Genomic DNA, 26,251 nt, shown 5'->3' on the forward strand with positions numbered 1-26,251 from the left:
TCCGCCAAACGGCAATACCGTTTGCGTCGTGCGTTGGGAGCGGCGAATTGCCGTGCTCCTCTTCTCAAGCGTAGCAGGTTTGCCTGCACTGTCTGCTGACAGTCCGTACAACCGAACCTGTTGACGCCTGCTCTGGCGTAAATGAATCAATAAATAGAGCTACGAATAAACCTGATGAATTTACGAACTCGCCTTTTTACCCTAACAGCGTTTAAATTTGGGATCAACTTCACGAAAAATTGTTCGCCATATTACAGAGCCGAGCGGCATTAATAAGTTCAATGAATATGCACAGGCAGTGATTTATTTTTGGATATTCCCCGTCCGGCAGCACATCAAATATCGCTGATTTTTGATCGCAAAATAGAATATTCCCGCAGCGGTACTATTTGAAAAAGTGGCCGACAAATGGCCGACGGTGCGCTATAATAGCAATCACTTTCGGCTATCAGCCGCCTTTTAATGGGCCAACGGCCTGTTTTATACAGTAATCATGAGGAACGTCATGCAACTCCCACAGTGTCCTAAATGCCATTCTGAGTACACCTATGAAGACAACGGCATGTTTATCTGCCCGGAATGCGCCCACGAATGGAACAATTCCGAGCCGGCTGAAGATAATGATGCATTGACGGTGAAAGATGCCAACGGCAATTTACTCGTCGACGGCGACAGCGTCACCGTGATTAAAGATCTGAAGGTTAAAGGTAGCTCTTCGATGCTGAAAATCGGCACTAAAGTGAAGAATATCCGCCTGGTAGAAGGCGATCATAACATCGACTGCAAAATTGATGGTTTTGGTCAGATGAAGCTCAAATCCGAGTTCGTCAAAAAGAACTAACGCTATTTCCTCCTCGCAGGATCGTTATTTTCCCGGCAATACCTCACCGGCCGGGAAAATGAACGAATATACCCCCGCGCCACCGCCCCATTATTTCCCGCCTCATCTGCGATGACAGCTGGCCGCATCGCGCTTAGCGCACTGCCGGTATTTTCGCCGTTCCGCCGCCTGACCTCGCCGCCTGGCTTAAATCGCCAACCACCCTCTACGCTTAATGAGTCATTCGTTATCTGAGGTCATGATTATGTCTTTAAGCCCCCATATCGCCTTTAGCGGTAACTGTGCTGCGGCCATCGCGTTCTACCAGCAGGCGCTGGGCGCGGAGCTTGTCCACCAAATCACCTACGGCGAGATGCCGCAGAACGGGCAGGATGCCGAGGACGGCTGCCCTTCCGGCCAGCATCTCGCCGCCGACTGTATCGCCCACGCCAGCCTGCGCGTGGCGGGTAGCGAGCTGATGCTGTGCGACAGCCCCACCAGCGACAGCGAACGCTATGCCGGCTTCACCCTGGTGCTGGATACTCAGGACCTGGATGAGGGTAAACGCTGGTTTGACGGCCTCGCCGCTGAAGGACGTATCGAAATGGCCTGGCAGGAAACCTTCTGGGCCCACGGCTTCGGCAAAGTTTTCGATCGCTTCGGCATCCCGTGGATGGTGAACGTCGTCAAGCAGCCTTAATGCTTTTCCCTGCGGGCGGGCTCTCCCGCCCTGTCATCGCCCTGGCGCTAACTCTTCATCCTGCGGTCATTATGTTTTAACCGGAATGTAACAAAAACAGGTCAGGATCGGGCCACTCTCAGAGGGAAATCCCTTCTTCTGCTTAGTGAGGCTCGACTGACATGTACTTATCCAGACATCCGACCAGTTATCCTACCCGGTATCAGGAAATTGCCGCCAGGCTTGAGCAAGAGCTTCGTCATAACTACCGTTGCGGCGACTATCTTCCTGCGGAACAGCAGCTGGCCACGCGCTTTGAGGTCAACCGCCATACCCTGCGCCGGGCGATAGACCAGCTGGTTGAACGCGGCTGGGTACAGCGCCGTCAGGGCGTCGGCGTGCTGGTGCTGATGCGGCCGATCGACTATCCGCTGAACGCCCAGGCGCGCTTCAGCCAGAACTTACTCGAGCAGGGAAGCCATCCGACCAGCGAAAAGCTGCTGTCGGTGCTGCGCCCGGCCAGCAGCCACGTCGCCGAGGCCTTTGCTATCAACGAAGGCGATAACGTCATTCATCTGCGCACCCTGCGCCGGGTGAACGGCGTCGCGCTGTGCCTGATCGACCACTACTTCACCGACCTGCGTTTCTGGCCCGCGCTGCAAACCTTCAGCCAGGGCTCACTGCACGATTTTCTGCGCCAGCAGCTGGACGTCGAGCTCACCCGCACGCGCACCAAAATCAGCGCCCGCCGCGCGCAGGCCAAAGAGAGCAACATTCTGGGGATCCCCAACATGGCGCCGCTGCTGTGCGTAAGAACCCTGAACCACCGTCCTGGCGAGCAAAACGCGACGGAGTATTCCGTCAGCCTGACCCGGGCGGACATGATCGAATTCACCATGGAGCACTGAATGCACTTTGATACCGCAACCCGCCAGCGCTGGATGTCCGTGCTGGCCCACAGTGAACCGCAAGAGCTTCAGGCGCGGATGCAGACCCTGCAGCTGGCGCCGCAGTACGAATCCATTCGCGCCCCGGAAACCGGCCTGGTGCAGCTGCAGGCGCGCATGGGGGGCATCGGCGATCGTTTCTTCGCCGGGGACGCCACCCTGACCCGGGCGGCGATCCGTCTCGCCGACGGCACGCTCGGCTACAGCTGGATACTGGGGCGCGATCGCCTCCATGCCGAACGCTGCGCGGCCATCGATGCGCTGATGCAGTCGCCGCACCACTTTCATTCCTTAATGGAAACCCTGATTACCCCGCTGGAAGAACTACGAAGCGCGCGCATTGAAGCCCGACGCGCCGAAGTCAACGCCAGCCGGGTAGATTTCTTTACTCTGGTTCGCGGAGATAACGCATGACCTTACAAACCGCCTTTACCCTACCGGCGCAGGATGCCCAACACAGTTTTCGTCGCCTGCTGAAGGCCATGAGCGAGCCGGGCGTTATCGTCTCCCTGCAGCAGCTTCAGCACGGCTGGCAGCCGCTGAACGTCGCCTCTACCAGCCTCCTGCTGACCCTCGCCGATCGCGACACGCCGGTATGGTTTACCGCAGCGCTGCATAACGATCTTGTCGGCCAGAACCTGCGTTTTCATACCGGCGCGCCGCTGGTTGAACAGCCGCAGCAGGCGGTATTCGCCGTCACCAACGAGCGTATCAGCGCGGAACAGCTGAACGAGCTCTCCGCCGGCACCGTTGTCGCTCCGGAAACCGGCGTAACGCTGATCGTCCAGCTCCCCAGCCTTAGCGGCGGGCGCATGCTGCGTCTCACCGGCGCCGGAATTGCCGAAGAGCGGATGATCGCCCCGCAGCTGCCGGACTGCATCATTGATGAACTGACCGAGCGCCCGCACCCGTTCCCCTTAGGCATTGACCTGATCCTGACCTGTGGAGAACGTCTGCTGGCCATCCCGCGCACCACCCACGTGGAGGTTTGCTAATGTACGTTGCCGTCAAAGGCGGTGAGAAGGCGATAGTCGCCGCTCACGCCCTTCAGGAACACAAACGACGAGGCGATGGACGGCTTCCTGAAATTAGCGTGGAACAGATTACCCAGCAGCTGAACCTGGCGGTTGACCGGGTGATGACCGAAGGCGGCATCGCCGATCGCGAGCTGGCGGCGCTGGCGCTCAAGCAGGCCAGCGGCGATAGCGTCGAAGCCATTTTTTTACTCCGCGCCTACCGCACCACCCTGCAGCGGCTGGCGGTGAGCGAGCCGGTAAATACCGCCGAAATGCGTCTGGAGCGCCGCATTTCGGCGGTCTATAAGGATATTCCCGGCGGCCAGATGCTCGGCCCGACCTATGACTACACCCACCGCCTGCTCGATTTTACCCTGCTGGCCAACGGCGAGACGCCGGCGCTGAAAACCGCCGGGCAGCCGCCGGAAGCCACTCCGCACGTCTTTAACCTGCTGGTACAGCAGGGGCTGGCGAAAGCGGAACGGCAGACCCTCGCCGAGCCTGACGATATTACCCGCAGCCCGCCGGTTTACCCCTGCTCGCGCTCATCGCGCCTGCAGCAGCTGGTGCGCGGCGACGAAGGCTATCTGCTGGCGCTGGCCTATTCGACCCAGCGCGGCTACGGCCGCAACCACCCGTTTGCCGGCGAAATACGCAGCGGCTACGTGGCGGTGGAGATCGTCCCGGAGGAACTGGGCTTTGCGGTCAATATTGGCGAGCTGCTGATGACCGAATGCGAAATGGTCAACGGGTTTGTCGCCCCGGAAGACGAGCCCCCGCACTTCACCCGCGGCTACGGCCTGACCTTCGGCATGAGCGAGCGCAAAGCGATGGCGATGGCGCTGGTTGACCGCGCGCTTCAGGCGCCGGACTACGGCGAAGAGGCGGCCGGCCCGGCGCAGGACGAAGAGTTTGTGCTGGCCCATGCCGATAACGTCGAGGCCGCGGGCTTCGTCTCGCACCTTAAGCTGCCCCACTATGTCGATTTCCAGGCCGAACTGGCGCTGCTGAAACGCCTGCAACGGGAGAACGAACGTGGCTAACACCCTCTCCGGCTATAACTTCGCCTATCTTGATGAGCAAACCAAGCGCATGATCCGCCGCGCCATTCTTAAAGCCGTCGCCATCCCCGGCTATCAGGTCCCGTTCGGCGGCCGCGAAATGCCGATGCCCTACGGCTGGGGGACCGGCGGCATCCAGCTGACCGCCAGCCTGATTGGCGAGAACGACGTGCTGAAGGTGATTGACCAAGGTGCCGATGACACCACCAACGCGGTATCGATTCGCCAGTTCTTCACCCGCGTGACCGGCGTCGCCACCACCGAGCGCACCGAAGACGCGACGCTGATCCAGACCCGCCACCGGATCCCGGAAACGCCGTTGACGGAAGATCAGATCCTGATCTTCCAGGTGCCGATCCCGGAGCCGCTGCGCTTTATCGAGCCGCGCGAAACCGAAACCCGCACCATGCACGCGCTGGAAGAGTACGGCGTGATGCAGGTAAAACTGTATGAAGATATTGCCCGCTTCGGCCACATTGCGACCACCTACGCCTACCCGGTGAAGGTCAACGGCCGCTACGTGATGGACCCATCGCCAATCCCGAAATTCGATAACCCGAAAATGCACATGATGCCGGCGCTGCAGCTGTTCGGCGCCGGGCGCGAAAAGCGCATCTACGCGGTGCCGCCGTTTACGCCGGTGGAAAGCCTCGATTTTGACGATCATCCGTTCACCGTGCAGGAGTGGGATGAGCCCTGCGCCATCTGCGGCTCGCGCCACAGCTATCTTGATGAAGTGGTGCTGGATGACAGCGGCAAGCGCATGTTTGTCTGCTCCGATACCGACTACTGCCGCCAACAGAGCGAGGCGCAACAAAAATGAGCCAACCGTTACTTGCGGTCAATAATCTGACCCACCTCTATGCGCCGGGCAAAGGCTTCAGCGACGTCTCTTTTGAACTCTTTCCGGGGGAAGTGCTGGGCATCGTCGGCGAATCCGGCTCCGGCAAAACGACCCTGCTGAAGGCCATCTCCGCACGCCTGGCGCCGCAGCAGGGCGAGGTGATGTACCACAACCGCTCGCTGTACGCGATGAGCGAAGCGGATCGCCGCCGCCTGCTGCGCACCGAGTGGGGCGTGGTGCATCAGCACCCGATGGACGGCCTGCGGCGCCAGGTTTCAGCGGGCGGCAATATCGGCGAACGCCTGATGGCCACCGGCGCACGCCACTACGGCAATATTCGCGCCACCGCCGGGCGCTGGCTGGAAGAGGTGGAGATCCCGGCATCGCGCATCGACGACCTGCCGACCACCTTTTCCGGCGGCATGCAGCAGCGCCTGCAGATCGCCCGCAATCTCGTCACCCAGCCGAAGCTGGTGTTTATGGATGAACCCACCGGCGGACTGGACGTGTCGGTGCAGGCTCGCCTGCTCGACCTGCTGCGCGGCCTGGTGGTGGAGCTGAACCTCGCGGTGGTTATTGTCACCCACGATCTCGGCGTTGCGCGCCTGCTGGCTCACCGCCTGCTGGTGATGAAGCAGGGTCAGGTGGTGGAAAGTGGTTTAACCGACCGGGTGCTCGACGATCCGCACCATCCCTATACCCAGCTGCTGGTGTCGTCGGTCTTGCAGAACTAGCCCACTAACAATCCGCTGGGTCAGGTAGCCCGGACGGGCGCATCGCGCCGCCTCCGGGGAAACTCAGGCACTATGAGGCAACAAATGAACGCTATCCGCGTTGAAAACGTACATAAAACCTTTGTCCTGCATCAGCAAAACGGCATTCGCCTGCCGGTGCTCGCCGACGCTTCGCTAACGGTTAACGCCGGAGAGTGCGTGGTGCTGCACGGCCATTCCGGCAGCGGTAAATCAACCCTGCTGCGCTCGCTTTACGCCAACTACCTGCCGGATACCGGGCATATTCACATCCGCCACGGCGACGAGTGGGTTGACCTGGTGAACGCCTCGGCGCGCAAGGTGCTGGAAGTCCGTAAAACCACCATCGGCTGGGTCAGCCAGTTCCTGCGGGTCATCCCGCGGATTTCAGCGCTGGAGGTGGTGATGCAGCCGCTGCTGGATCTCGGCATCCCGCGCGAAGAGTGCGCCGCTAAGGCCGCGCGCCTGCTGACGCGCCTGAACGTCCCGGAGCGCCTGTGGCACCTTGCCCCGTCCACCTTCTCCGGCGGCGAGCAGCAGCGGGTCAACATCGCCCGCGGCTTCGCCGTTGACTATCCGATCCTCTTACTCGACGAGCCTACCGCCTCCCTGGACGCCAAAAACAGCGCCGCGGTGGTGGAGCTGATTAACGAAGCCAAAGCGCGCGGCGCGGCTATTGTCGGCATTTTCCATGATGAAACGATACGCAACCTGGTCGCCGACCGGCTGCATCCGATGGGAATAACAGCATGATTATCAACAACGTAAAACTGGTTCTCGAAGATGAAGTGGTGAACGGTTCGCTGGAGGTGCAGGAGGGCATGATTTACGCGTTTGCCGAAAGCCAAAGCCAGCTGCCGCAGGCTATCGACGGCGAGGGCGGCTGGCTGCTGCCGGGGCTCATCGAGCTGCATACCGATAATCTGGACAAGTTTTTTACCCCGCGCCCGAAGGTTGACTGGCCCGCCCACTCGGCGATGAGCAGCCACGATGCGCTGATGATCGCCAGCGGGATCACCACCGTGCTGGATGCGGTGGCCATTGGCGACGTCCGCGACGGCGGCGACCGGCTGGAAAATCTGGAAAAGATGATCAACGCCATCGAAGAGACGCAAAAGCGCGGCGTTAACCGCGCCGAGCACCGCCTGCACCTGCGCTGCGAGCTGCCGCACCACACCACCCTGCCGCTGTTTGAGAAGCTGGTTGGCCGCGAGCCGGTGAGCATGGTCTCCCTGATGGACCACTCTCCAGGGCAGCGCCAGTACGCCGACCGCAGCAAGTACCGCGATTACTATCAGGGAAAATATCATCTGACCAACGAAGAGATGGACCGCTTCGAGGAGGAGCAGATGGCGCTGGCGGCGACCTGGTCGCAACCGAACCGCGAGACCATCGCCGCCATCTGCCGCGAGCGTAAGATCGCCCTCGCCAGCCACGATGACGCCACCCGTGAACATGTCGTCGAATCGCACCAGCTTGGCAGCGTGATCGCCGAATTTCCTACCACCTTAGCCGCCGCAGAGGCCTCGCGTCAGCACGGCATGAACGTGCTGATGGGGGCGCCGAATATCGTGCGCGGCGGCTCGCACTCCGGCAACGTCGCCGCCCATCAGCTGGCGGCCGATAATCTGCTGGATATTCTGTCATCCGACTACTATCCCGCCAGCCTGCTGGATGCCGCCTTCCGCATCGCCGATGACGATAGCAACCGCTTCACGCTGCCGCAGGCGATTCGCCTGGTGAGCAAAAATCCGGCGCAGGCGCTGGGGTTAGGCGACCGCGGAGCCATTGCCGAAGGTAAACGTGCCGACCTCGTGCTGGCCCATCGCCGCGGGGAGCATGTGCATATCGACCACGTCTGGCGTCAAGGAAAGAGGGTTTTCTAATGTCCGGGAAACTGATTTGGCTGGTGGGGCCTTCCGGCTCTGGAAAAGATAGTCTGCTGGCGGCGCTCCGCCAGCGCGAGCACTCGCAGCTGCTGGTTGCGCATCGCTATATTACGCGCCCCTTTAACGCCGGGAGCGAGAATCATATCGCCCTCAGCAAGCCGGAGTTTTTCAGCCGCGCCGAGCGCCAGCTTTTTGCTCTCAGCTGGCACGCCAATAACAATTACTACGGGATTGGCATCGAAATTGACCTCTGGCTGCACGCCGGTTTCGACGTGGTGGCCAACGGCTCCCGCGCGCATCTGCCGCAGGCCCGGGCGCGCTACGCCGACGCTCTGCTGCCCATCTGCCTGCAGGTTACGCCGGAAGTGCTGCGCCAGCGTCTGCAGCAGCGCGGCCGGGAGAACGAAACGGAGATCGCCCAGCGGCTTGAGCGCGCCGCGCGCTACGCGCCAACGGACTGCCTGACGCTCAATAACGACGGCACCCTCGGGGAATCGGTCGAGCAATTCTTCACGCTGCTGCGCCGCCGCTACGCCCGACAAGAGAATCAGCATGCCTGACCGCAAGCGACGCGAAGTCGTCGTTTTAAAAAAGCGCTGTGAGGAGGGGGTATGAGCCTGACTATTCGCTTAAGCGGAACCGGCGGTGCCCAGCTGGTGCCGGTCTTCGGCTGCGACTGCGCCGCCTGTCGCCGCGCCCGTATTAATGAGTCCCACCGCCGCCGTCCCTGCAGCGCGGCGGTGAAGTTCAACCACGCCGTGACGCTGCTGGACGCCGGTCTCCCGGACCTGATGGAGCGCTGGCCCGCCGGAACTTTTCAGCAGTTTTTGCTCACCCACTACCATATGGATCATGTGCAGGGCCTGTTCCCGCTGCGCTGGGGCGTGGGCGCGCAGATCCCGGTTTTTGGTCCGCCGGATGAAGAGGGCTGCGACGATCTCTTTAAGCATCCCGGGCTGCTGGATTTTAGCCATACCGTCGCACCCTTCGTGGTTTTTGAGCTGCAGGGGCTCAGGGTGACCCCGCTGCCGCTGAACCATTCAAAGCTGACGTTCGGCTATCTGCTGGAGTCGGCGCACAGCCGCGTGGCGTGGCTGTCGGATACCGCCGGGCTGCCGGAAAAGACGCTGAAGTTCCTGCTCAATAACCAGCCGCAGGTGATTATTATCGACTGCAGCCACGAGCCGCGTCCGCAAACTCCGCGCAACCACTGCGATTTAAATACGGTGCGGGCAATCAACCTGATCGTTGGCTGCCCGCGCGTCATTCTCACCCATATCAGCCATCAGTTTGATGCCTGGATGATGGAAAACGCGCTGCCGCCGGGGTTTGAGGCGGGCTACGACGGTATGGAGATCGTGCTGGATTAGTAGTCGTCATCCAGCCGCCGGCGATCGTTCTCTAACTGCCGACGGTCCTGATCCAGCTGGCGCTGGCGATCGTCAAGCTCTCGGCGGCGATCGTCCAGCTGACGCTGCCGATCGTCGTACTGCCGCTGGCGATCGCTGCTTTGCTGACGGCTCTCCTGATAGCGGCCATCGTTATACCGATCGTCGTCGTCGGAGCGGCTATCGCCGGGACGCCAGGCGTCATTAATCGCCTGCTGAATATTACCGATGGCGTCGTCAATAAGATCGGCGCGCGCAAGCTGGCTGCTCAGCGACAGGGTGCAGAGGATCAAAGCGGTCAAATAGCGTTTCATAGGGCCAGTCTCTTCGGGGGGCTGGCCCTACGGTAATCAACGGCCGCCGCGGCGAGTAGCGGAGGAATCTCAAATCCGCTGCTGCTCAATCGCCGCTATCGCGTCAATTCGCGCCTGATGCCGACCGCCTTCAAATTCACTATCCAGCCAGGCGTCTACGATCATTTTTGCCAGCTCCAGGCCTATGACGCGCGCGCCGAATGCCAGCACGTTAGTATTGTTATGCTGGCGTGAAAGCTGGGCTGAATAGGGTTCGCTGCACACGACCGCACGAATGCCGGGATGCTTATTGGCGGTAATCGAGATCCCAACGCCGGTGCCGCAGATCAGGAGCCCGCCATCAGCTTCACCAGTCACAATGGCCTGGGCGACGGCGCTGGCGTAGCGGGGATAGTCCGTCCGCTCGGACGACCACGTCCCCTTATCCACAGTCTCGATACCCCGCTGCTGCAGGTGCGCAAGGATCTCGTCCTTCAGGATAAACCCCACGTGATCGCAGCCAATGGCAATCCTTTTCATACTTAGCCTCGCCTGTTGTTAACTTTACAAACATGGTTGATATTGTGATTTAAGCCGTGAATAACGGCGAGAAAGCGATCAAAAAACCGCCTTTAAGCGTCTTTCTACACGGCAATTTTTCACAAATCAAGCGCATTAAACGAGCTATCCACGGCATACGCTAGCGACAAACGAAGACGTAAATCACACAATCAATTGTTTTATATTTAATTTTATAAAAAAGCACATCTCCAGACTCCGCCAAACTTCACAGAACACACAACTTTATAAAATTAATATTTTTGTGAAGTAGATTGTATATTTTCTGTTTGGAGTGTGGTGATATAGTGTCGTCTTCATTTTATGGACAAGAGAAAGCGATGAGCCAGTCAGAATCCAGTTCGCTCCCCAACGGTATCGGTCTCGCCCCCTGGTTGCGTATGAAGCAAGAAGGGATGACCGAAAATGAAAGCCGGATCGTCGAGTGGTTGCTTAAACCCGGCAACCTAAGCGATGCCCCCGCCATTAAAGATGTGGCGGAAGCGCTATCGGTATCCGAAGCGATGATCGTCAAGGTTTCCAAACTGCTGGGTTTCAGCGGTTTTCGTAACCTGCGCAGCGCCCTGGTGGAGTATTTCTCTCAATCTGAACAGGTACTCCCTGCCGAACTCTCCTTTGATGAAGCGCCGCAGGACGTGGTGAATAAGGTGTTTAACATCACCTTGCGTACCATTATGGAAGGCCAGTCGATCGTGAACGTCGATGAGATCCATCGCGCGGCGCGCTTTTTCGCCCAGGCCAACCAGCGCGATCTGTACGGGGCGGGCGGCTCGAACGCCATCTGTGCCGACGTCCAGCACAAGTTTCTGCGCATCGGCATGCGCTGCCAGACCTATCCGGATGCACATATCATGATGATGTCCGCCTCGTTATTGAAAAAAGGCGATGTCGTGCTGGTCGTCACCCACTCCGGGCGCACCAGCGATATTAAATCCGCAGTGGAACTGGCGAAAAAGAACGGGGCTAAAATTATCTGTATTACACACAGCTACCATTCGCCGATCGCCAAATTAGCTGATTTTATTATTTGTTCGCCAGCACCAGAAACGCCATTATTAGGCAGAAACGCCTCTGCGCGTATATTACAACTGACATTATTAGATGCTTTTTTTGTTTCCGTTGCCCAACAGAATATTGAACAGGCTACTTTAAATATGCAAAAAACCGGCGCTATTGTTGATTTCTTTTCACCAGGTGCGCTGAAGTAAATACTCGTCATATTTCAAGCCGCAGTTGCGTTGGCTACGCTCGTTCGCCCCAGTCAGATAGTTTTATGCTGCTGGGGACTGACCCGCTTGCCGCCCTTCTGTAACCTGAATTATTCCGAGGATTAATAATCTGCTCCTGCCCAAGGAGCAATATCCTACACCGAGAATACTGCTATGAATAAATATCTGAAAATCTTCAGCGGCGTGGCTATGGGCGTAATGTTATCCACCAGCGCTTTCGCCGCCGCCGATTATGCTGTGGTATTAAAAACATTATCGAACCCGTTTTGGGTTGATATGAAAAAAGGTATTGAAGACGAGGCCAAAACCCTGGGCGTCAGCGTCGATGTTTTTGCCTCCCCCTCGGAAGGCGATTTTCAGTCACAGCTGCAGCTGTTTGAAGATTTAAGCAACAAGAACTACAAAGGTATCGCTTTCGCCCCGCTCTCCTCGGTAAACCTGGTCATGCCGGTAGCCAAAGCCTGGAAGAAAGGTATTTTTCTGGTCAACCTCGATGAAAAGATCGATATGGATAACCTGAAGAAGGCCGGCGGTAACGTTGAGGGATTCGTCACCACTGACAACGTCGCGGTCGGTGCGAAAGGGGCCGACTTTATTATCGGCAAGCTGGGCGCTGAGGGAGGCGAAGTTGCCATCATCGAAGGTAAAGCCGGCAATGCCTCAGGGGAAGCTCGCCGCAACGGTGCGACGGAGACCTTCAAAAAAGCCAGCCAGATCAAGCTGGTCTCCAGCCAGCCTGCCGACTGGGATCGCATTAAAGCGCTGGATGTCGCCACCAATGTTCTGCAGCGTAACCCCAACCTGAAAGCCTTTTACTGCGCTAACGATACGATGGCAATGGGCGTTGCCCAAGCCGTGGCCAACGCCGGTAAAAGCAAAACGGTACTGGTCGTCGGCACCGACGGTATTCCCGAGGCGCGCAAAATGGTCGCCGCCGGACAGATGACCGCCACCATCGCCCAGAACCCAACGAATATCGGCGCAACGGGCCTGAAAATGATGGTCGATGCCGCGAAGACCGGTAAGGTCATTCCCCTGGATAAAACGCCAGAATTTAGGCTGGTGGATTCTATTCTGGTCACGAAGTAATTTTCCTGCGGGTGATTTAATGCCCCTTACCCTTATGCTCACCAGCGGGTAAGAATGAATAAGGAGTGATTATGGTCACGCCATATATTTCAATGGCGGGGATCGGCAAATCCTTTGGTCCGGTTCACGCATTAAAATCGGTCGATTTAACCGTTTACCCGCATGAAATACACGCATTGCTCGGGGAAAACGGTGCGGGTAAATCAACGCTAATGAAAGTTTTGTCGGGGATCCATGAGCCGACCAAAGGTACCATTACGATTAATAACGTTAATTATGACAAGCTCGATCATAAATTAGCTGCCCGGCTTGGCATCGGCATTATTTATCAAGAGCTCAGCGTGATCGATGAATTAACGGTGCTGGAAAATTTATATATTGGCCGACATCTGACGAAAAAAGTCTGCGGCGTCAATATCATCGACTGGAAGGAGATGCGCTTACGGGCGGCAATGATGCTGTTGCGCATCGGATTAAAAGTCGATTTAGACCAGAAGGTGGCGAACCTCTCGATCAGCCACAAGCAGATGCTGGAAATCGCCAAAACGCTGATGCTGGATGCCAAAGTGCTGATTATGGACGAACCGACCTCCTCTCTGACCAACAAAGAGGTCGACTACCTGTTCCTGATCATGAACCAGCTGCGCAAAGAGGGCACCGCCATCGTCTATATCTCGCACAAGCTGGCGGAAATCCGCCGCATCTGCGACCGCTACACGGTGATGAAGGACGGCAGCAGCGTCTGCAGCGGAATGGTCAGCGAGGTCAACAACGAAGACATCGTCCGCCTGATGGTCGGCCGCGAGCTGCAAAACCGTTTTAACGCGATGAAAGAGAGCGCCGGAAATGTCGCAAGCGAAACGGTTTTCGAGGTCAAAAACGTCACCAGCCGGGACAAGAAAAAGGTCCGCGATATCTCCTTTAGCGTTAGCCGCGGCGAAATCCTCGGCTTCGCCGGCCTGGTGGGCTCCGGACGCACGGAGCTGATGGACTGCCTGTTCGGCGTGGACAGGCGTAGCGGCGGTGAAATCCTCCTCAACGGCAAAGCGATCACCCCGCGCTCGCCGCTGGACGCCTTGAAGAAAGGCATGGGCTACATCACCGAGAGCCGCCGCGACAACGGCTTCTTCGGCAATTTCTCCATCGCCCAGAACATGGCGGTCAGCCGGAGCCTGAAGCATGGCGGCTATAAGGGGGCGATGGGGCTGTTTCGCGAAGGGGACGAGCGCAAGACGGCGGAAGAGCAGCGCCGGCTGCTGGCGCTGAAGTGCCATTCGGTCGATCAGAACATTGGCGAGCTTTCCGGCGGAAACCAACAAAAGGTCCTCATTTCCAAATGGCTATGCTGCAACCCCGAAGTCCTCATTTTTGATGAGCCGACGCGCGGTATCGATGTCGGCGCAAAAGCCGAAATTTATAAAGTGATGCGCCAGCTGGCCGATGACGGAAAAGTCATTCTGATGGTGTCATCCGAACTTCCTGAAATTATCACCGTCTGCGACCGCATTGCCGTGTTCTGCGAAGGGCGACTGACGCAAATTCTGACCAATCGCGACGACATGAGCGAAGAGGAGATTATGGTATGGGCACTGCCGCAAGAGTAAAAGACGAGACCGACGGCAAAAAGCCGTTCAACTTCGCGCTGTTCTGGGATAAATACGGCACCTTTTTTATCCTCGCGATTATCGTCGCAATTTTCGGCACGCTGTCGCCGGAATACTTTCTGACCACCAACAACATCACGCAAATATTTGTCCAGAGCTCGGTAACGGTGCTTATCGGCATGGGCGAGTTCTTCGCGATCCTGGTGGCCGGCATCGACCTCTCCGTCGGCGCCATTCTGGCGCTTTCCGGCATGGTCACCGCCAAGCTGATGCTGGCAGGGGTCGATCCGTTCCTCGCGGCGCTGATTGGCGGCGTGCTGGTCGGCGGCGCGCTGGGAGCGATTAACGGCTGCCTGGTCAACTGGACAGGCCTGCACCCGTTCATTATTACCCTCGGCACCAACGCCATCTTCCGCGGCATCACCCTGGTTATCTCCGATGCCAACTCGGTATACGGCTTCTCTTTTGATTTCGTTAACTTCTTTGCCGCCAGCGTGCTGGGGATCCCGGTGCCGGTCATCTTCTCGCTCATCGTGGCCGTCATTTTATGGTTCCTGACCACCCGCATGCGGCTGGGCCGCAACATCTACGCCCTCGGCGGCAATAAAAACTCCGCCTTCTATTCCGGCATCGACGTCAAGTTCCACATGCTGCTGGTGTTCATTATTTCCGGCGTCTGCGCCGGGCTGGCGGGGGTGGTCTCAACGGCGCGCCTCGGGGCAGCAGAGCCTCTGGCCGGAATGGGTTTTGAAACCTACGCCATCGCCAGCGCCATTATCGGCGGCACCAGCTTCTTCGGGGGAAAGGGACGTATTTTCTCGGTGGTGATCGGCGGTCTGATCATCGGCACCATCAACAACGGACTGAACATTCTCCAGGTACAAACCTACTACCAGCTGGTGGTGATGGGTGGATTAATTATCGCGGCTGTCGCCCTCGACCGTCTTATCAGTAAGTAAGGAATTTATGATGAAAATTGCCCCCTCTTTAATGTGTATGGATCTGCTGAAATTCAAAGAACAGATTGAGTTTATCGACCAGCATGCAGATTACTTTCACATCGACATTATGGATGGCCACTTTGTCCCTAACCTGACGCTATCGCCGTTCTTCGTCAGCCAGGTGAAGAAGCTGGCCAGCAAACCGCTCGATTGTCATCTGATGGTCACCCGGCCGCAGGATTACATCAGCCAGCTGGCGCAGGCGGGTGCGGACTTTATCACCCTGCATCCGGAGACCATTAACGGTCAGGCCTTCCGCCTGATAGAAGAGATCCGCCGCCACGGTATGAAGGTTGGGCTGATTCTCAACCCGGAAACGCCGGTCGAGGCCATGAAGTATTACATCCACAAAGCCGACAAAATCACGGTGATGACCGTCGATCCGGGCTTCGCGGGACAGCCGTTTATCCCGGAGATGCTGGCTAAAATCAGTGAGCTGAAGGCCTGGCGCGAACGCGAAGGGCTGGATTACGAAATTGAGATCGACGGCTCATGCAATAAAGCGACCTATGAAAGCCTCATGACGGCAGGCGCGGACGTCTTTATCGTCGGCACCTCCGGGCTGTTTAACCATGCAGATAACATTCACGAAGCGTGGCAGGTCATGGCTGAGCAAATTCTGGCGGCAAAAAACGAGGTATTCCCTCATGCAAAAACGGCTTAACGTCGTCACGGGCGTGGATATGGGGGCAACCCATATCCGCTTTTGCCTGCAGACGGCACAGGGCGAGGCGCTACACTGCGAGAAGCTTCGCACCGCCGATGTGCTAACGGCGGGCGGCCTGGTCAGCGGCATCACCCTGCTGATTCAGCCGCTGCTCGATCGCTATCAGGCACATTGCTGTGGTCTGGTGATGGGCTTACCGGCGCTGGTCGGCAAGGATAAACGGACGATTATCTCCACCCCTAACCTGCCGTTACCGCCAGAAATAGTGCGGACGCTAGCCGATGAGCTGGAACATTCGCTGGCCTGCCCGGTCGAATTCTCCCGCGATGTCAATCTGCAGCTCTCTTTCGACGTGCAGGAAAACGGTCTGCAGGCGCAGCAGGTCTTAGCCGCGTATCTCGGCACCGGCATGGGCTTCGCCATCTGGCTGAACGGCGGGCCGTGGACCGGCGCCCACGGTGTAGCGGGAGAGCTGGGGCATATTCCGCAGGGCGACGCCGCGCTCATCTGCGGTTGCGGTAATTCCGGCTGCCTGGAAACCGTCTGTTCAGGTATCGCGCTCAAGCGCTGGTATGAGCAGCAGCCGCGCGGCTATGAGCTTGGCGAGCTGTTTGTTCACGCCGCAGAGGAACCCTTTGTCCAGGCCCTTCTGCACCATGCCGCCCGCGCCATCGCCACCAGCATCAACCTCTTCGACCCCGATGCGGTGATCCTCGGCGGCGGCGTGATAGATATGCCCGACTTTCCGCGCGAGACGCTGATAGCCATGATAAAAACGCATATTCGCCGTCCGCTGCCTTACCAGGCGGTGCGGTTTATCGCGGCATCGTCCTCGGCGTTTAACGGTGCCCAGGGGGCGGCGGCTCTGGCTCGCTACCATTATTTACCGCAACCTGTCGCAGCGCCTGCTGCAGCTGTGCGCGGGTGAAGGGTTTACGCAGCAGCTCGACGTCCGGCAGCGCGGGATTATGCGCCGGGCGCAGATCCTGGCCGCTGATTAACAGCAGCGCCACCGTCGGGAAGCGACGCTGCGTTTCGTTAATGACCTCCGCGCCGCTCAGCCTTCCCGGCAGCATCAGATCGCTGATAAGCAGCGCAATATCCGGCGAGGCCTCCAGCATCTGCAGCGCCTGCTCGCCGCTGGCGGTTTCCAGCGTCAGCCAGCCAAGCTGATGCAGCTGCTCGCACAGGGTCTGGCGCACGTCCGCCTCATCCTCAAGCACCAGCGCCAGCCGCTCGGCGCCGATCTCCTGCTCCGCCTCAGGCAGCAGCCCGCTGGCCGTCGCCTGTACCGCCGCGCGCGGCAGCTGCAGGCGCACCGTGGTCCCCTGACCCGGCGCGCTTTCAATCGTCACCCTTCCCCCCGACTGGCGCACAAAGCCATACACCATCGATAGCCCCAGGCCGCTGCCGCTGCCGGTTTGTTTGGTGGTAAAGAACGGTTCAAACACCTGCGCTTTCACCTCCAGCGACATCCCACAGCCGTGATCGACCACCTCCAGCGCCACCATATCCTGCCGCCGCCCATCGCTGCGCGCCACGCGCTGATTCCAGCTGCGTATTCTTATCACGCCGGGCCGCCCTTCCATCGCATCCCGCGCGTTCATCACCAGGTTGATAATGGCGTTTTCCAGCTGGCCGACGTCAATCCACGCCGGCCAGGCGGGGGACTGCGCCTCAATCTCGAGGCTCAGCGCCGCCGGCAGAGAGTGGCGCATCAGTTCGCCGAGGTTCTCCAGCAGCGGCTTCATCTCAACGGCGTGCGGGTGCAGCGACTGCTTGCGCGAGAAGGCCAGCAGCCGCTGGGTCAGCAGCGCGCCGCGTTCGGCGGCCTTGCGCGCTCGCGAGATGCGCGCCGCGTCGCCCTCATGGGGCTGAACCAGCTCAAGGCTGCCGATAATCACCGCCAGCAGATTATTAAAATCATGCGCCAGGCCGCCGGTCAGCTGGCCGACCGCTTTCATTTTCTGACTATGGAGCAGCGCCTGCTCCAGCCCCTTGCGCTCGGTGCGATCGAGCACCACGTTGACCAGACCGCGCCCCGGCACCGGGCTGAAGCGCAGCTCAATCGTCCGGTCGTTCGCCAGCTGCAGCTCCTGCGGTTTCGGCAGCGGTGAAGCGAGGTTGGCCCGCACGTGCTCCGCGAGGGTCGCCGCCCGGCTCAGCAGCAGCTGGTAGTGCATGCCGCGCTGCAGATCGTTTGCCGCCAGCCCGAGCAGCAGCGGATACTGCGGATTCCACACCACCAGTTGCCCCTGATTATCAAACAGGGCAAAGCCGTCGCGCATCGCGTGAAAGGTGGTCTCAAGCAGGGTGCTTTTCTCTTTCAGCAGCAGGGAAGTGTGGGCCAGCGAGGCGGTATTGCGGGCGAAGACGTTGAAAGCGCGCGCCAGCTCGCCCAGCTCATCGCGCCGCTGCAGCGCGGGCACCGAGACGTGGTTCTCACCGTGAGCCAGCCGCGACATGGCGCGAGAAATGGCGGTCAGGTTGGAGCCAAGATTGCGGTAGATATACCAGCCGGCGCAGCCGGTGATCGCCAGCGCCAGCAGCGCCGACAGCAGAATAAACATGCTGATGGAGCGCAGCTCCTGATGGCTTTGCGCCGCCCGCAGCTCCGACGCCTGCGCCACCCTGGCGACATACTGATTAATATCGCTATTCAGCAGCGCCACCAGCGCCTTGATATGGAACATATACCAGCCGATCGCCAGATCGCTCTCCTCCAGCTGGGCCGACAGCGGCTCCAGCCGGGCAAGCTCGATCTTAAAATCCGCGAGGATCAGGGCCTGCGTCGGGTCGGCGCTGGTTTGCGGCAGAAAGCCCATCACCTCATCCAGCTGCTGCACGATCGAACGCGGCGTCGAGGTGTGGATGGCGGCGGTAATCAGCCGATCCATCTCCTCCAGCCGGCGCGGATCGATCGCCGGCGCGCCGGGCCGATCGCTAAGATCCTGCAGATGGCGCAGATAGCTCTGGTTCTGATACAGCGAGCTGAGCAGCTCATTGCGCTGCAAATGGCGACGCTGGCCGCGCTCCAGCATTCCGCCTACGCTCTGCTGCAGCTCGTTGCTGCGGCGAATAATGCTGGCGACCAGCGCCAGCTCCTGCTGCGCCAGCGGCGCGGCGGCAAGCTGGGACAACGAGTGCTTCAGCGCCTGCTGGGTCTCCAGCAGACGCTCGGCCTCGCTTTTATACTCCAGCGCCCCCACTACCTGCGAAAGCCGAACCGCCGCGGTGGCGACGTTGGCGGTATCGCGCGCGAGGTTCATGCTGCCGGTCATATCGTCCAGCGTCTGGCGCTGCACCTGCTCCTGCAGCAGGCTGGCGTGGCGAAAACCCAGCACCGCCACCCCGGCGACCATCAGCGTCACCGCCACCATCAGCAGGTTAAACGAAAGCAGGCGTCCGCGGGCGCTGGTGAAAAACGGATAACGATGGGATGACATGGTCGGCTCCGCGCTATTTTTATTTATCCTGGCGGCTGGCGGCAGCGACGGGGAGAGTAACGTTGCGTAATTGTGATCAAGATTAACTATTCATCAATATGACAAATATGAACGGCTTCTGACATTTTGCATTTATCAGCCTGTGGTGCACTGCCGCTATCGACCGCTCTCGCAGGAGACCCCTTATGCCAGCAACGCCGGTACTATCCATGCGCAATATTGCCAAAGCCTTTGGCAAATTTTATGCGCTGAAAGGCGTCGATCTGACGGTCTGGCCCGGCGAGATCCACGCCCTGATGGGCGAAAACGGCGCCGGGAAAAGCACGCTAATGAAGATCCTCGCCGGCGCCTATACCGCGACCAGCGGTGAGATCCTGATCGACGGTAAACCGCACACCATCAAAGGGCCAAAAGACGCGCTTGCGGCGGGCATCACGCTGATTTATCAGGAGATGCAGCTGGCGCCCAACCTCACCGTCGCCGAAAATATTTTTCTCGGCAGCGAGCTGGCGCGCGGCGGAATGGTGCAGCGCAAAGAGATGCAAAGCCAGGCCCAGGCGGTGATTGATCGTCTTGGCGCCCAGTTTAAGGCCAGCGATCGGGTGATGAAGCTGACCATTGCCGAACAGCAGCAGGTGGAGATCGCCCGCGCCCTGCACCGCAACAGCCGAATTCTGGTGATGGATGAGCCTACCGCCGCCCTCTCTTCGCGTGAAACCCAGCGCCTGTTTGAGCTGATTCTGCGCCTGCGCGATGAGGGCATGGCGATTATCTATATCAGCCACCGCATGGCGGAGGTCTATGAGCTGTCCGATCGCGTCAGCGTCCTGCGCGACGGTCAGTACGTCGGCAGCCTGACCCGCGACAGGCTCAACGCCTCCGAACTGGTGCGCATGATGGTGGGCCGTCCGCTCAGCGACCTGTTCAACAAAGAACGCGATATCCCGCTCGGCCAGCCGCGCCTGCGGGTACAGGATTTGACCGACGGCAGCAAGGTGAAGCCGAGCAGCCTGGTGGTGCACGCCGGAGAAATCGTCGGCCTCGCCGGGCTGGTCGGCGCGGGCCGCTCCGAGCTGGCGCAGCTGATTTTCGGCGTGCGCAAGGCGAGCGGCGGCATGATTGAAATCGACGGCGAACCGGTGGTGATCCACTCGCCGCGCGAGGCTATCGATCTCGGCATCGGTTTTCTTACCGAGAACCGCAAGGAACAGGGGCTGTTCCTCGAACTGGCGGCGCAGGAAAACATCACTATGGCGACGCTGGAGCGCGACGCCAGCTGGGGCATGCTCAACCGTAAAAAGGCGCAGACCATCTCCGATGACGCCATCTCTTTGCTCAATATTCGCGTCCCGCATTCGCAGGTGCGGGCGGGCGGCCTTTCCGGCGGCAACCAGCAAAAGCTGCTGATCTCCCGCTGGGTGGCTATCGGCCCGCGGCTCCTGATCCTCGATGAGCCCACGCGCGGCGTCGACATCGGCGCCAAAAGCGAAATTTACCGCATCATGAACCAGATGGCGCGTCAGGGCGTGGCCATTTTAATGATCTCCAGCGAATTACCGGAAGTGGTCGGTATGAGCGACCGGGTATACGTGATGCGCGAAGGCGCTATCGTCGGCGAACTGCAGGCCGACGAGATCGGCCAGGAAAGCATCATGACGCTGGCCACCGGCGTTAACGACTCTCACCTTAAGGCGGAACAACCATGACAACGCAAAAAGAGACCGCCGCCCGGCCGGTGGCAAAATCAGCATCGGCGAAAAAAATGCTGATGGGCGATTTGATGCAAACGGTCGGCATCCTGCCGATTTTAATCCTGATCGTCGCGGTATTTGGCTTTATTGCCCCGAACTTCTTTACCGAAAGCAACCTGCTGAACATTACCCGCCAGGCGTCCATCAACATCGTGCTCGCGGCGGGCATGACCTTTATTATTTTGACCGGCGGGATCGACCTGTCGGTCGGCTCTATTCTCGGCACCACCGCGGTGGCGGCGATGGTGGTCTCCCTGATGCCGGAGCTCTCCCTGCTCTCCATTCCGGCGGCGCTGATGCTCGGCCTGCTGCTGGGCCTGTTTAACGGCGCGCTGGTCGCCTTCGCCGGGCTGCCGCCGTTTATCGTTACGCTAGGCACCTATACCGCGCTGCGCGGGGCCGCCTATCTGCTGGCCGACGGCACCACGGTGATCAACTCCGATATCAGCTTTGAATGGATCGGCAACGATTATCTCGGGCCGGTGCCGTGGCTGGTGGTGATCGCCCTGGCGGTGATTGCGGTGTGCTGGTTCATTCTGCGCCGCACCACGCTCGGCGTGCATATCTACGCGGTGGGCGGCAATATGCAGGCCGCAAGGCTGACCGGCATCAAGGTGTGGCTGGTGCTGCTGTTCGTCTACGGCATGAGCGGACTGCTCTCCGGGCTGGGCGGGGTGATGAGCGCCTCGCGGCTGTACAGCGCCAACGGCAACCTCGGCGTGGGCTATGAGCTGGACGCCATCGCCGCGGTTATCCTCGGCGGCACCAGCTTCGTCGGCGGTATCGGCACCATCACCGGTACCCTGGTGGGGGCGCTGATTATCGCCACCCTCAATAACGGCATGACGCTGATGGGCGTCTCCTATTTCTGGCAACTGGTGATCAAAGGGGCGGTGATCATCATTGCGGTACTGATCGACAAATACCGTACCCGACACCATCAAAGTGCATAACAACAATACCAATACCCTACGAGTGAGGAAGACAATATGCGTTTGAAACCGTTAGCGATCGCGCTCTGTGCCGGCACGCTGCTGGCCGCAGCGCCGTTCACCCAGGCTAAAGAACTCAAATCCATCGGCGTGACGGTCGGCGATCTGGCCAACCCGTTCTTCGTCCAGATCACCAAAGGCGCCGAGCTGGAAGCCCGCAAGCTGGCCGGGGATGGCGTCAAAGTGACGCTGGTTTCCAGCGGCTACGATCTCGGTCAGCAGGTCGCGCAGATCGATAACTTTATCGCCGCGAAGGTCGACATGATTATCCTTAACGCCGCCGACTCCAAGGGCATCGGCCCGGCGGTGAAACGGGCGAAAGACGCCGGCATCGTGGTGGTGGCGGTGGACGTGGCCGCCGAAGGGGCGGACGCCACGATTACCTCCGACAACACCCAGGCGGGCGAAATGGCCTGTAAATACATCACCGACCGCCTGAAAGGGAAAGGCAACGTGGTGATTATCAACGGGCCGCCGGTTTCTGCGGTGCAGAACCGCGTCGAGGGCTGCCAGACGGAGTTCAAGCGCCACCCGGATATCAAAGTGCTGTCGTATAACCAGAACGCCAAGGGCAGCCGCGAAGGCGGCCTGGAAATTATGACCTCGCTGCTGGCCGCCAATCCGAAAATCGACGGCGTATTTGCGATTAACGACCCTACCGCCATCGGCGCGGACCTGGCGGCAAAACAGGCCCAGCGCCGTGAGTTCTTTATCGTCGGCGTCGACGGCAGTCCGGACGGGGAAGAAGCGTTGAAGCGTAAGAATTCTCTGTTTGTCGCCACCCCGGCCCAGGACCCGCAGGTGATGGCGGCGAAGGCGGTAGAGATTGGCTACGACATCCTGCAGGGCAAACCGGCGCCAACGGCTCCGGTGCTGATCCCGGTGACGATGATCGATAAAAACAACATTGGTACTTATAAAGGCTGGACCGTGAAGTAAGCGGAATCGGCCAGGCAATGCCCCGGGAAGCGCCCGGGGTTAGCCCCTTCGCGGCTACGCCGCCTTATCGCCGTGGATAACGTCTGCGGCGAACACATAGCCCAGGCCGCGCATGGTTTTGATCAGCGCCGGCTGATGCGGATTAAGCTCAATTTTGCGCCGCAGGCGCATGATCAGCACGTCAATCGTGCGATCAAACACCTCGATGCTCTCGCTATGGGTCAACGTCAGCAGCTGTTCGCGGTTCAGCACCCGCCGGGCGTTCTGCGCCAGCGCCAGCAGCAGGCCGTACTCGCCCTGGGTCAGCGGCACCGGCTGCTGCTGGGGGTTAAACAGCTCGCAGCGTCCGGTGTCCAGCCGCCAGCCGTTAAAAATCAGCCCCGCACCGCCGCCGCTGCCGCTCTCCGCCGCCAGCGCGCCGCTGCGCCTGAGCACCGCTTTCACTCGCGCCACCACCACCCGGGAGTTAAACGGCTTGCCGATATAGTCGTCGGCGCCCATCTCCAGCCCCACCACGACGTCGGCTTCGCTCCCGAGACCGGTCAGCATCACCACCGGCAGATCGGGTCTGCTGCGCTGCAGCTGCTGCAGCACCAGCAGGCCGTTGGTATCAGGCAAAATCATGTCCAGCAGGACGAGGGAAACATCCGCCCGCTGCGCCGCCACCGCCAGCGCTTCGCCGCCGGTTTGGCGCACCAGCACGTCAAAAACGTGCGCGCTGAGCACGTCGCACAGCAGTTCGCAGATTGCGCTGTCGTCATCAACAACCAAAATGACCGGTTTCATAGCTTGCCTCTGCCCGCCGGGAGGATGTCTGTATGATTAATTCAGCAAACCAACTCCGACAAATCCATTGCCGGATAGCGTTTCTTCAACCCATGTCACAACTCCGCCCGCTTCGACACGTCAAAACTGACGACGCCCTGCTTTTCGTCAGCACTTCGCCCAAAAATCCGGCGTATCATCAGGAAATACCCACAATGAAAACATGGCATAGAAGATGCATAGTGACGGCGTGATAGCGCGTATGCGTCAACTGATTAACGGGAGCAAGACCGATGAAAAAAGTCGTCACGGTTTGTCCGTATTGCGCATCAGGTTGCAAAATCAACCTGGTGGTAGATAACGGCAAAATCGTCCGGGCTGAGGCGGCCCAGGGGAAAACCAACCAGGGAACCCTGTGCCTGAAGGGCTACTACGGCTGGGACTTTATTAACGATACCCAAATTCTCACTCCGCGCCTGAAAACCCCGATGATCCGCCGCCAGCGCGGCGGCAGGCTGGAATCCGTCTCCTGGGACGAGGCCCTCGACTACGTCGCCACCCGCCTCAGCGCGATTAAAGAGAAGTACGGCCCGGATGCCATCCAGACCACCGGCTCCTCCCGCGGAACCGGGAATGAAACCAACTATGTGATGCAAAAATTCGCCCGCGCCGTTATTGGTACCAATAACGTCGACTGCTGCGCTCGCGTCTGACACGGCCCTTCGGTTGCAGGTCTGCACCAGTCGGTCGGTAACGGCGCTATGAGCAATGCCATCACCGAGATTGATAACACCGATCTCGTCTTTATCTTCGGCTACAACCCGGCCGACTCACACCCCATCGTGGCGAATCACGTGATTAACGCCAAACGCAACGGGGCGAAGATTATTGTCTGCGATCCGCGCAAGATTGAAACCGCGCGCATTGCCGATATGCATATTGCCTTGAAAAACGGCTCCAACATCGCGCTGCTCAACGCCATCGGCCACGTCATTATCGAAGAGGATCTCTACGATAAATCCTTCGTCGCCAGCCGTACCGAGGGCTTCGAGGAGTACCGTAAAATCGTTGAAGGCTATACGCCGGAGTCGGTGGAAGAGATAACCGGCGTCAGCGCCCGGGAGATCCGCGCCTGCGCCCGGATGTACGCCGGCGCCAAATCCGCCGCCATTCTGTGGGGCATGGGCGTCACCCAGTTCTATCAGGGCGTGGAAACCGTGCGCTCGCTGACCAGCCTGGCGATCATGACCGGCAACCTCGGCAGGCCGGGCGTCGGAGTGAACCCGGTGCGCGGGCAGAACAACGTCCAGGGCGCCTGCGATATGGGCGCCCTGCCGGATACCTATCCGGGCTATCAGTACGTTAAGTTCCCGGAAAACCGGGAGAAGTTCGCCAAAGCCTGGGGCGTGGAGAGCCTGCCGGCGCACACCGGCTACCGCATCAGCGAGCTGCCGCACCGGGCGGCCCACGGCGAAGTGCGGGCGGCCTATATTATGGGCGAAGATCCGCTGCAGACCGATGCCGAACTCTCGGCGGTGCGTAAAGCCTTTGCAGAGCTTGAGCTGGTTATCGTGCAGGATATTTTCATGACCAAAACCGCGGCGGCGGCGGACGTCATCCTGCCGTCCACCTCGTGGGGCGAGCATGAAGGCGTTTATACCGCCGCGGACCGCGGCTTCCAGCGCTTCTTTAAGGCGGTGGAGCCGAAGTGGGATCTGAAAACCGACTGGCAGATTATCAGCGAGATCGCCACCCGGATGGGCTACCCGATGCGCTACCGCAACACCCAGGAGATCTGGGACGAGCTGCGCCATCTGTGTCCGGATTTTTACGGCGCCACCTACGAGAAGATGGGCGAGCTGGGCTACATCATGTGGCCGTGCCGCGACGAATCCGCCGCCGACCAGGGGACCTCTTATCTGTTTAAAGAGCGGTTCGATACCCCCAACGGGCTGGCGCAGTTCTACACCTGCGACTGGGTCGCGCCGATCGACAAGCTCACCGAGGAGTACCCGATGGTGCTCTCCACGGTGCGCGAAGTCGGCCACTACTCGTGCCGTTCGATGACCGGTAACTGTGCGGCGCTGGCCGCGCTGGCGGACGAGCCGGGCTACGCGCAAATCAATACCGCCGACGCCGCGCGTCTGGGCATCGAGGATCAGGCGCTGGTGTGGGTGAACTCGCGTAAGGGGCGCATCATCACCCGCGCGCAGGTCAGCGAGCGGCCGAATAAAGGGGCGGTGTATATGACCTACCAGTGGTGGATTGGCGCCTGCAACGAGCTGGTGACCGAGAACCTGAGCCCGATAACCAAAACGCCGGAGTACAAGTACTGCGCGGTTAACGTTGAGCGTATTGCCGACCAGCGGGCCGCCGAGCAGTACGTGATCGATGAGTACAGCAGGCTAAAAGCCCGCCTGCGCGAAAGCGCGATGGGTTAAGTCAGACCGTTTTCCCGGAGGCGCGCGCAGCGCCTTTCCGGGATGCGGATCGGTCCTTC

Annotated in this window: 26 protein-coding genes; 22 read left to right on the plus strand and 4 right to left on the minus strand. The window is 59.5% G+C overall.

Annotated features, from left to right (window positions below; genetic code table 11):
• Window positions 1–505 precede the first annotated feature (505 nt).
• The 12 genes from QFI97_RS03135 to phnP all read left to right on the plus strand — a co-directional run bounded on the left by QFI97_RS03135 (window position 506) and on the right by phnP (window position 9,378).
• A complete protein-coding gene (locus QFI97_RS03135) occupies window positions 506–841 on the plus strand; it encodes a zinc ribbon domain-containing protein YjdM (RefSeq protein ID WP_095104503.1) in 336 nt (111 codons plus the stop codon).
• Window positions 842–1,085: 244 nt separating this feature from the next.
• Window positions 1,086–1,520 (plus strand): VOC family metalloprotein YjdN, encoded by a 435-nt coding sequence (gene yjdN / locus QFI97_RS03140; protein ID WP_095104561.1) that lies wholly within the window; start codon window positions 1,086–1,088, stop codon window positions 1,518–1,520.
• Window positions 1,521–1,681: 161 nt separating this feature from the next.
• Window positions 1,682–2,407 carry a phosphonate metabolism transcriptional regulator PhnF gene (phnF, locus tag QFI97_RS03145; protein WP_331833668.1) on the plus strand — a complete coding sequence of 242 codons (726 nt, stop codon included), beginning with the start codon at window positions 1,682–1,684 and terminating at the stop codon, window positions 2,405–2,407.
• Window positions 2,408–2,860 (plus strand): phosphonate C-P lyase system protein PhnG, encoded by a 453-nt coding sequence (gene phnG, locus QFI97_RS03150; protein ID WP_095104507.1) that lies wholly within the window; start codon window positions 2,408–2,410, stop codon window positions 2,858–2,860.
• The gene (gene phnH, locus QFI97_RS03155) at window positions 2,857–3,441 is read left to right on the plus strand and encodes a phosphonate C-P lyase system protein PhnH (RefSeq protein WP_041143665.1); all 585 of its coding nucleotides are present in this window, start codon (window positions 2,857–2,859) and stop codon (window positions 3,439–3,441) included. The genes phnG and phnH overlap by 4 nt, the downstream gene beginning before the upstream one ends.
• Window positions 3,441–4,505, plus strand: coding sequence for a carbon-phosphorus lyase complex subunit (locus QFI97_RS03160; protein WP_346430565.1), 1,065 nt, complete (start codon window positions 3,441–3,443; stop codon window positions 4,503–4,505). Before phnH ends, QFI97_RS03160 begins: the two co-directional genes overlap by 1 nt.
• A complete protein-coding gene (locus QFI97_RS03165) occupies window positions 4,498–5,346 on the plus strand; it encodes an alpha-D-ribose 1-methylphosphonate 5-phosphate C-P-lyase PhnJ (RefSeq protein WP_095104511.1) in 849 nt (282 codons plus the stop codon). Before QFI97_RS03160 ends, QFI97_RS03165 begins: the two co-directional genes overlap by 8 nt.
• Window positions 5,343–6,101: a phosphonate C-P lyase system protein PhnK gene (gene phnK, locus QFI97_RS03170; RefSeq protein ID WP_331833666.1), complete on the plus strand. Its 759-nt coding sequence runs from the start codon at window positions 5,343–5,345 to the stop codon at window positions 6,099–6,101. The genes QFI97_RS03165 and phnK overlap by 4 nt, the downstream gene beginning before the upstream one ends.
• A gap of 84 nt (window positions 6,102–6,185) precedes the next feature.
• Window positions 6,186–6,872 (plus strand): phosphonate C-P lyase system protein PhnL, encoded by a 687-nt coding sequence (phnL, locus tag QFI97_RS03175; RefSeq protein ID WP_346430566.1) that lies wholly within the window; start codon window positions 6,186–6,188, stop codon window positions 6,870–6,872.
• A complete protein-coding gene (gene phnM / locus QFI97_RS03180; RefSeq protein WP_095104517.1) occupies window positions 6,869–8,005 on the plus strand; it encodes an alpha-D-ribose 1-methylphosphonate 5-triphosphate diphosphatase in 1,137 nt (378 codons plus the stop codon). The genes phnL and phnM overlap by 4 nt, the downstream gene beginning before the upstream one ends.
• Window positions 8,005–8,568, plus strand: coding sequence for a ribose 1,5-bisphosphokinase (gene phnN / locus QFI97_RS03185; protein ID WP_346430567.1), 564 nt, complete (start codon window positions 8,005–8,007; stop codon window positions 8,566–8,568). The genes phnM and phnN overlap by 1 nt, the downstream gene beginning before the upstream one ends.
• A gap of 51 nt (window positions 8,569–8,619) precedes the next feature.
• A complete protein-coding gene (gene phnP / locus QFI97_RS03190) occupies window positions 8,620–9,378 on the plus strand; it encodes a phosphonate metabolism protein PhnP (protein WP_346430568.1) in 759 nt (252 codons plus the stop codon).
• Here the strand turns inward: phnP and yjdP are convergent.
• The gene (gene yjdP, locus QFI97_RS03195; RefSeq protein WP_095104523.1) at window positions 9,375–9,710 is read right to left on the minus strand and encodes a DDRRRQL repeat protein YjdP; all 336 of its coding nucleotides are present in this window, start codon (window positions 9,708–9,710) and stop codon (window positions 9,375–9,377) included. The two genes, phnP and yjdP, sit on opposite strands and share 4 nt — an antisense overlap.
• A gap of 69 nt (window positions 9,711–9,779) precedes the next feature.
• Window positions 9,780–10,229: a bifunctional allose-6-phosphate isomerase/ribose-5-phosphate isomerase RpiB gene (gene rpiB, locus QFI97_RS03200; protein ID WP_095104525.1), complete on the minus strand. Its 450-nt coding sequence runs from the start codon at window positions 10,227–10,229 to the stop codon at window positions 9,780–9,782.
• Window positions 10,230–10,588: 359 nt separating this feature from the next.
• On the opposite strand from rpiB, the gene QFI97_RS03205 reads away from it, so the two are divergent.
• The 6 genes from QFI97_RS03205 to alsK all read left to right on the plus strand — a co-directional run bounded on the left by QFI97_RS03205 (window position 10,589) and on the right by alsK (window position 16,786).
• Complete coding sequence (locus QFI97_RS03205; RefSeq protein ID WP_095104527.1) at window positions 10,589–11,476, plus strand: MurR/RpiR family transcriptional regulator; 888 nt, start codon at window positions 10,589–10,591, stop codon at window positions 11,474–11,476.
• A gap of 174 nt (window positions 11,477–11,650) precedes the next feature.
• Window positions 11,651–12,586, plus strand: coding sequence for a D-allose transporter substrate-binding protein (gene alsB / locus QFI97_RS03210; protein WP_095104529.1), 936 nt, complete (start codon window positions 11,651–11,653; stop codon window positions 12,584–12,586).
• Between the two features lie 71 nt (window positions 12,587–12,657).
• Window positions 12,658–14,190 (plus strand): D-allose ABC transporter ATP-binding protein AlsA, encoded by a 1,533-nt coding sequence (gene alsA / locus QFI97_RS03215; RefSeq protein ID WP_095104531.1) that lies wholly within the window; start codon window positions 12,658–12,660, stop codon window positions 14,188–14,190.
• Entirely contained in the window at window positions 14,169–15,149 is a 981-nt protein-coding gene (alsC, locus tag QFI97_RS03220; protein WP_095104535.1) for a D-allose ABC transporter permease, read from the plus strand. The genes alsA and alsC overlap by 22 nt, the downstream gene beginning before the upstream one ends.
• A gap of 10 nt (window positions 15,150–15,159) precedes the next feature.
• A complete protein-coding gene (alsE, locus tag QFI97_RS03225; RefSeq protein ID WP_095104537.1) occupies window positions 15,160–15,855 on the plus strand; it encodes a D-allulose 6-phosphate 3-epimerase in 696 nt (231 codons plus the stop codon).
• Entirely contained in the window at window positions 15,839–16,786 is a 948-nt protein-coding gene (gene alsK / locus QFI97_RS03230; protein WP_346430569.1) for an allose kinase, read from the plus strand. The genes alsE and alsK overlap by 17 nt, the downstream gene beginning before the upstream one ends.
• On the opposite strand, the gene QFI97_RS03235 is transcribed toward alsK, so the two are convergent.
• Entirely contained in the window at window positions 16,698–19,304 is a 2,607-nt protein-coding gene (locus tag QFI97_RS03235) for an ATP-binding protein (RefSeq protein ID WP_346430570.1), read from the minus strand. The genes alsK and QFI97_RS03235 overlap by 89 nt on opposite strands.
• Before the next feature lie 185 nt (window positions 19,305–19,489).
• Here QFI97_RS03235 and QFI97_RS03240 point away from each other — a divergent pair, with 185 nt between their 5' ends.
• Genes QFI97_RS03240 through QFI97_RS03250 form a run of 3 tightly spaced genes read left to right on the plus strand, consistent with a single transcriptional unit; the run spans window position 19,490 to window position 22,986 of the window.
• On the plus strand, window positions 19,490–21,010 hold the full coding sequence (locus QFI97_RS03240; protein ID WP_346430571.1) for a sugar ABC transporter ATP-binding protein: 1,521 nt from the start codon (window positions 19,490–19,492) through the stop codon (window positions 21,008–21,010).
• A complete protein-coding gene (locus tag QFI97_RS03245; RefSeq protein WP_041143647.1) occupies window positions 21,007–22,008 on the plus strand; it encodes an ABC transporter permease subunit in 1,002 nt (333 codons plus the stop codon). Before QFI97_RS03240 ends, QFI97_RS03245 begins: the two co-directional genes overlap by 4 nt.
• 36 nt (window positions 22,009–22,044) lie before the next feature.
• Entirely contained in the window at window positions 22,045–22,986 is a 942-nt protein-coding gene (locus QFI97_RS03250) for an ABC transporter substrate-binding protein (protein ID WP_095104546.1), read from the plus strand.
• Between the two features lie 54 nt (window positions 22,987–23,040).
• Here the strand turns inward: QFI97_RS03250 and QFI97_RS03255 are convergent, their stop codons facing one another.
• On the minus strand, window positions 23,041–23,772 hold the full coding sequence (locus QFI97_RS03255; RefSeq protein ID WP_346430572.1) for a response regulator: 732 nt from the start codon (window positions 23,770–23,772) through the stop codon (window positions 23,041–23,043).
• A 272-nt stretch (window positions 23,773–24,044) separates the two neighbouring features.
• Between QFI97_RS03255 and fdhF the strand changes: the two genes are divergently transcribed.
• Complete coding sequence (gene fdhF, locus QFI97_RS03260) at window positions 24,045–26,192, plus strand: formate dehydrogenase subunit alpha (protein ID WP_346430573.1); 2,148 nt, start codon at window positions 24,045–24,047, stop codon at window positions 26,190–26,192.
• Window positions 26,193–26,251 lie beyond the last annotated feature (59 nt).

It is taken from the genome of Klebsiella scottii (assembly GCF_036561945.1).
GTDB classification, from domain to species: Bacteria; Pseudomonadota; Gammaproteobacteria; order Enterobacterales; family Enterobacteriaceae; genus Klebsiella; species Klebsiella scottii.

Excerpts from the sequence above, each read along its gene's own strand:
- phnM (WP_095104517.1), top strand. The coding sequence starts at position 6,869 with ATGATTATCAACAACGTAAAACTGGTTCTCGAAGATGAAGTGGTGAAC.
- QFI97_RS03240 (WP_346430571.1), top strand. The coding sequence starts at position 19,490 with ATGCCAGCAACGCCGGTACTATCCATGCGCAATATTGCCAAAGCCTTT.
- alsB (WP_095104529.1), top strand. The coding sequence starts at position 11,651 with ATGAATAAATATCTGAAAATCTTCAGCGGCGTGGCTATGGGCGTAATG.
- phnH (WP_041143665.1), top strand. The coding sequence starts at position 2,857 with ATGACCTTACAAACCGCCTTTACCCTACCGGCGCAGGATGCCCAACAC.
- phnF (WP_331833668.1), top strand. The coding sequence starts at position 1,682 with ATGTACTTATCCAGACATCCGACCAGTTATCCTACCCGGTATCAGGAA.
- alsC (WP_095104535.1), top strand. The coding sequence starts at position 14,169 with ATGGGCACTGCCGCAAGAGTAAAAGACGAGACCGACGGCAAAAAGCCG.
- QFI97_RS03255 (WP_346430572.1), bottom strand. The coding sequence starts at position 23,772 with ATGAAACCGGTCATTTTGGTTGTTGATGACGACAGCGCAATCTGCGAA.
- QFI97_RS03135 (WP_095104503.1), top strand. The coding sequence starts at position 506 with ATGCAACTCCCACAGTGTCCTAAATGCCATTCTGAGTACACCTATGAA.
- QFI97_RS03205 (WP_095104527.1), top strand. The coding sequence starts at position 10,589 with ATGAGCCAGTCAGAATCCAGTTCGCTCCCCAACGGTATCGGTCTCGCC.
- phnG (WP_095104507.1), top strand. The coding sequence starts at position 2,408 with ATGCACTTTGATACCGCAACCCGCCAGCGCTGGATGTCCGTGCTGGCC.
- yjdP (WP_095104523.1), bottom strand. The coding sequence starts at position 9,710 with ATGAAACGCTATTTGACCGCTTTGATCCTCTGCACCCTGTCGCTGAGC.
- alsE (WP_095104537.1), top strand. The coding sequence starts at position 15,160 with ATGAAAATTGCCCCCTCTTTAATGTGTATGGATCTGCTGAAATTCAAA.
- QFI97_RS03245 (WP_041143647.1), top strand. The coding sequence starts at position 21,007 with ATGACAACGCAAAAAGAGACCGCCGCCCGGCCGGTGGCAAAATCAGCA.
- phnK (WP_331833666.1), top strand. The coding sequence starts at position 5,343 with ATGAGCCAACCGTTACTTGCGGTCAATAATCTGACCCACCTCTATGCG.
- rpiB (WP_095104525.1), bottom strand. The coding sequence starts at position 10,229 with ATGAAAAGGATTGCCATTGGCTGCGATCACGTGGGGTTTATCCTGAAG.
- yjdN (WP_095104561.1), top strand. The coding sequence starts at position 1,086 with ATGTCTTTAAGCCCCCATATCGCCTTTAGCGGTAACTGTGCTGCGGCC.
- phnP (WP_346430568.1), top strand. The coding sequence starts at position 8,620 with ATGAGCCTGACTATTCGCTTAAGCGGAACCGGCGGTGCCCAGCTGGTG.
- phnN (WP_346430567.1), top strand. The coding sequence starts at position 8,005 with ATGTCCGGGAAACTGATTTGGCTGGTGGGGCCTTCCGGCTCTGGAAAA.
- phnL (WP_346430566.1), top strand. The coding sequence starts at position 6,186 with ATGAACGCTATCCGCGTTGAAAACGTACATAAAACCTTTGTCCTGCAT.
- alsA (WP_095104531.1), top strand. The coding sequence starts at position 12,658 with ATGGTCACGCCATATATTTCAATGGCGGGGATCGGCAAATCCTTTGGT.
- QFI97_RS03235 (WP_346430570.1), bottom strand. The coding sequence starts at position 19,304 with ATGTCATCCCATCGTTATCCGTTTTTCACCAGCGCCCGCGGACGCCTG.
- QFI97_RS03160 (WP_346430565.1), top strand. The coding sequence starts at position 3,441 with ATGTACGTTGCCGTCAAAGGCGGTGAGAAGGCGATAGTCGCCGCTCAC.
- alsK (WP_346430569.1), top strand. The coding sequence starts at position 15,839 with ATGCAAAAACGGCTTAACGTCGTCACGGGCGTGGATATGGGGGCAACC.
- QFI97_RS03250 (WP_095104546.1), top strand. The coding sequence starts at position 22,045 with ATGCGTTTGAAACCGTTAGCGATCGCGCTCTGTGCCGGCACGCTGCTG.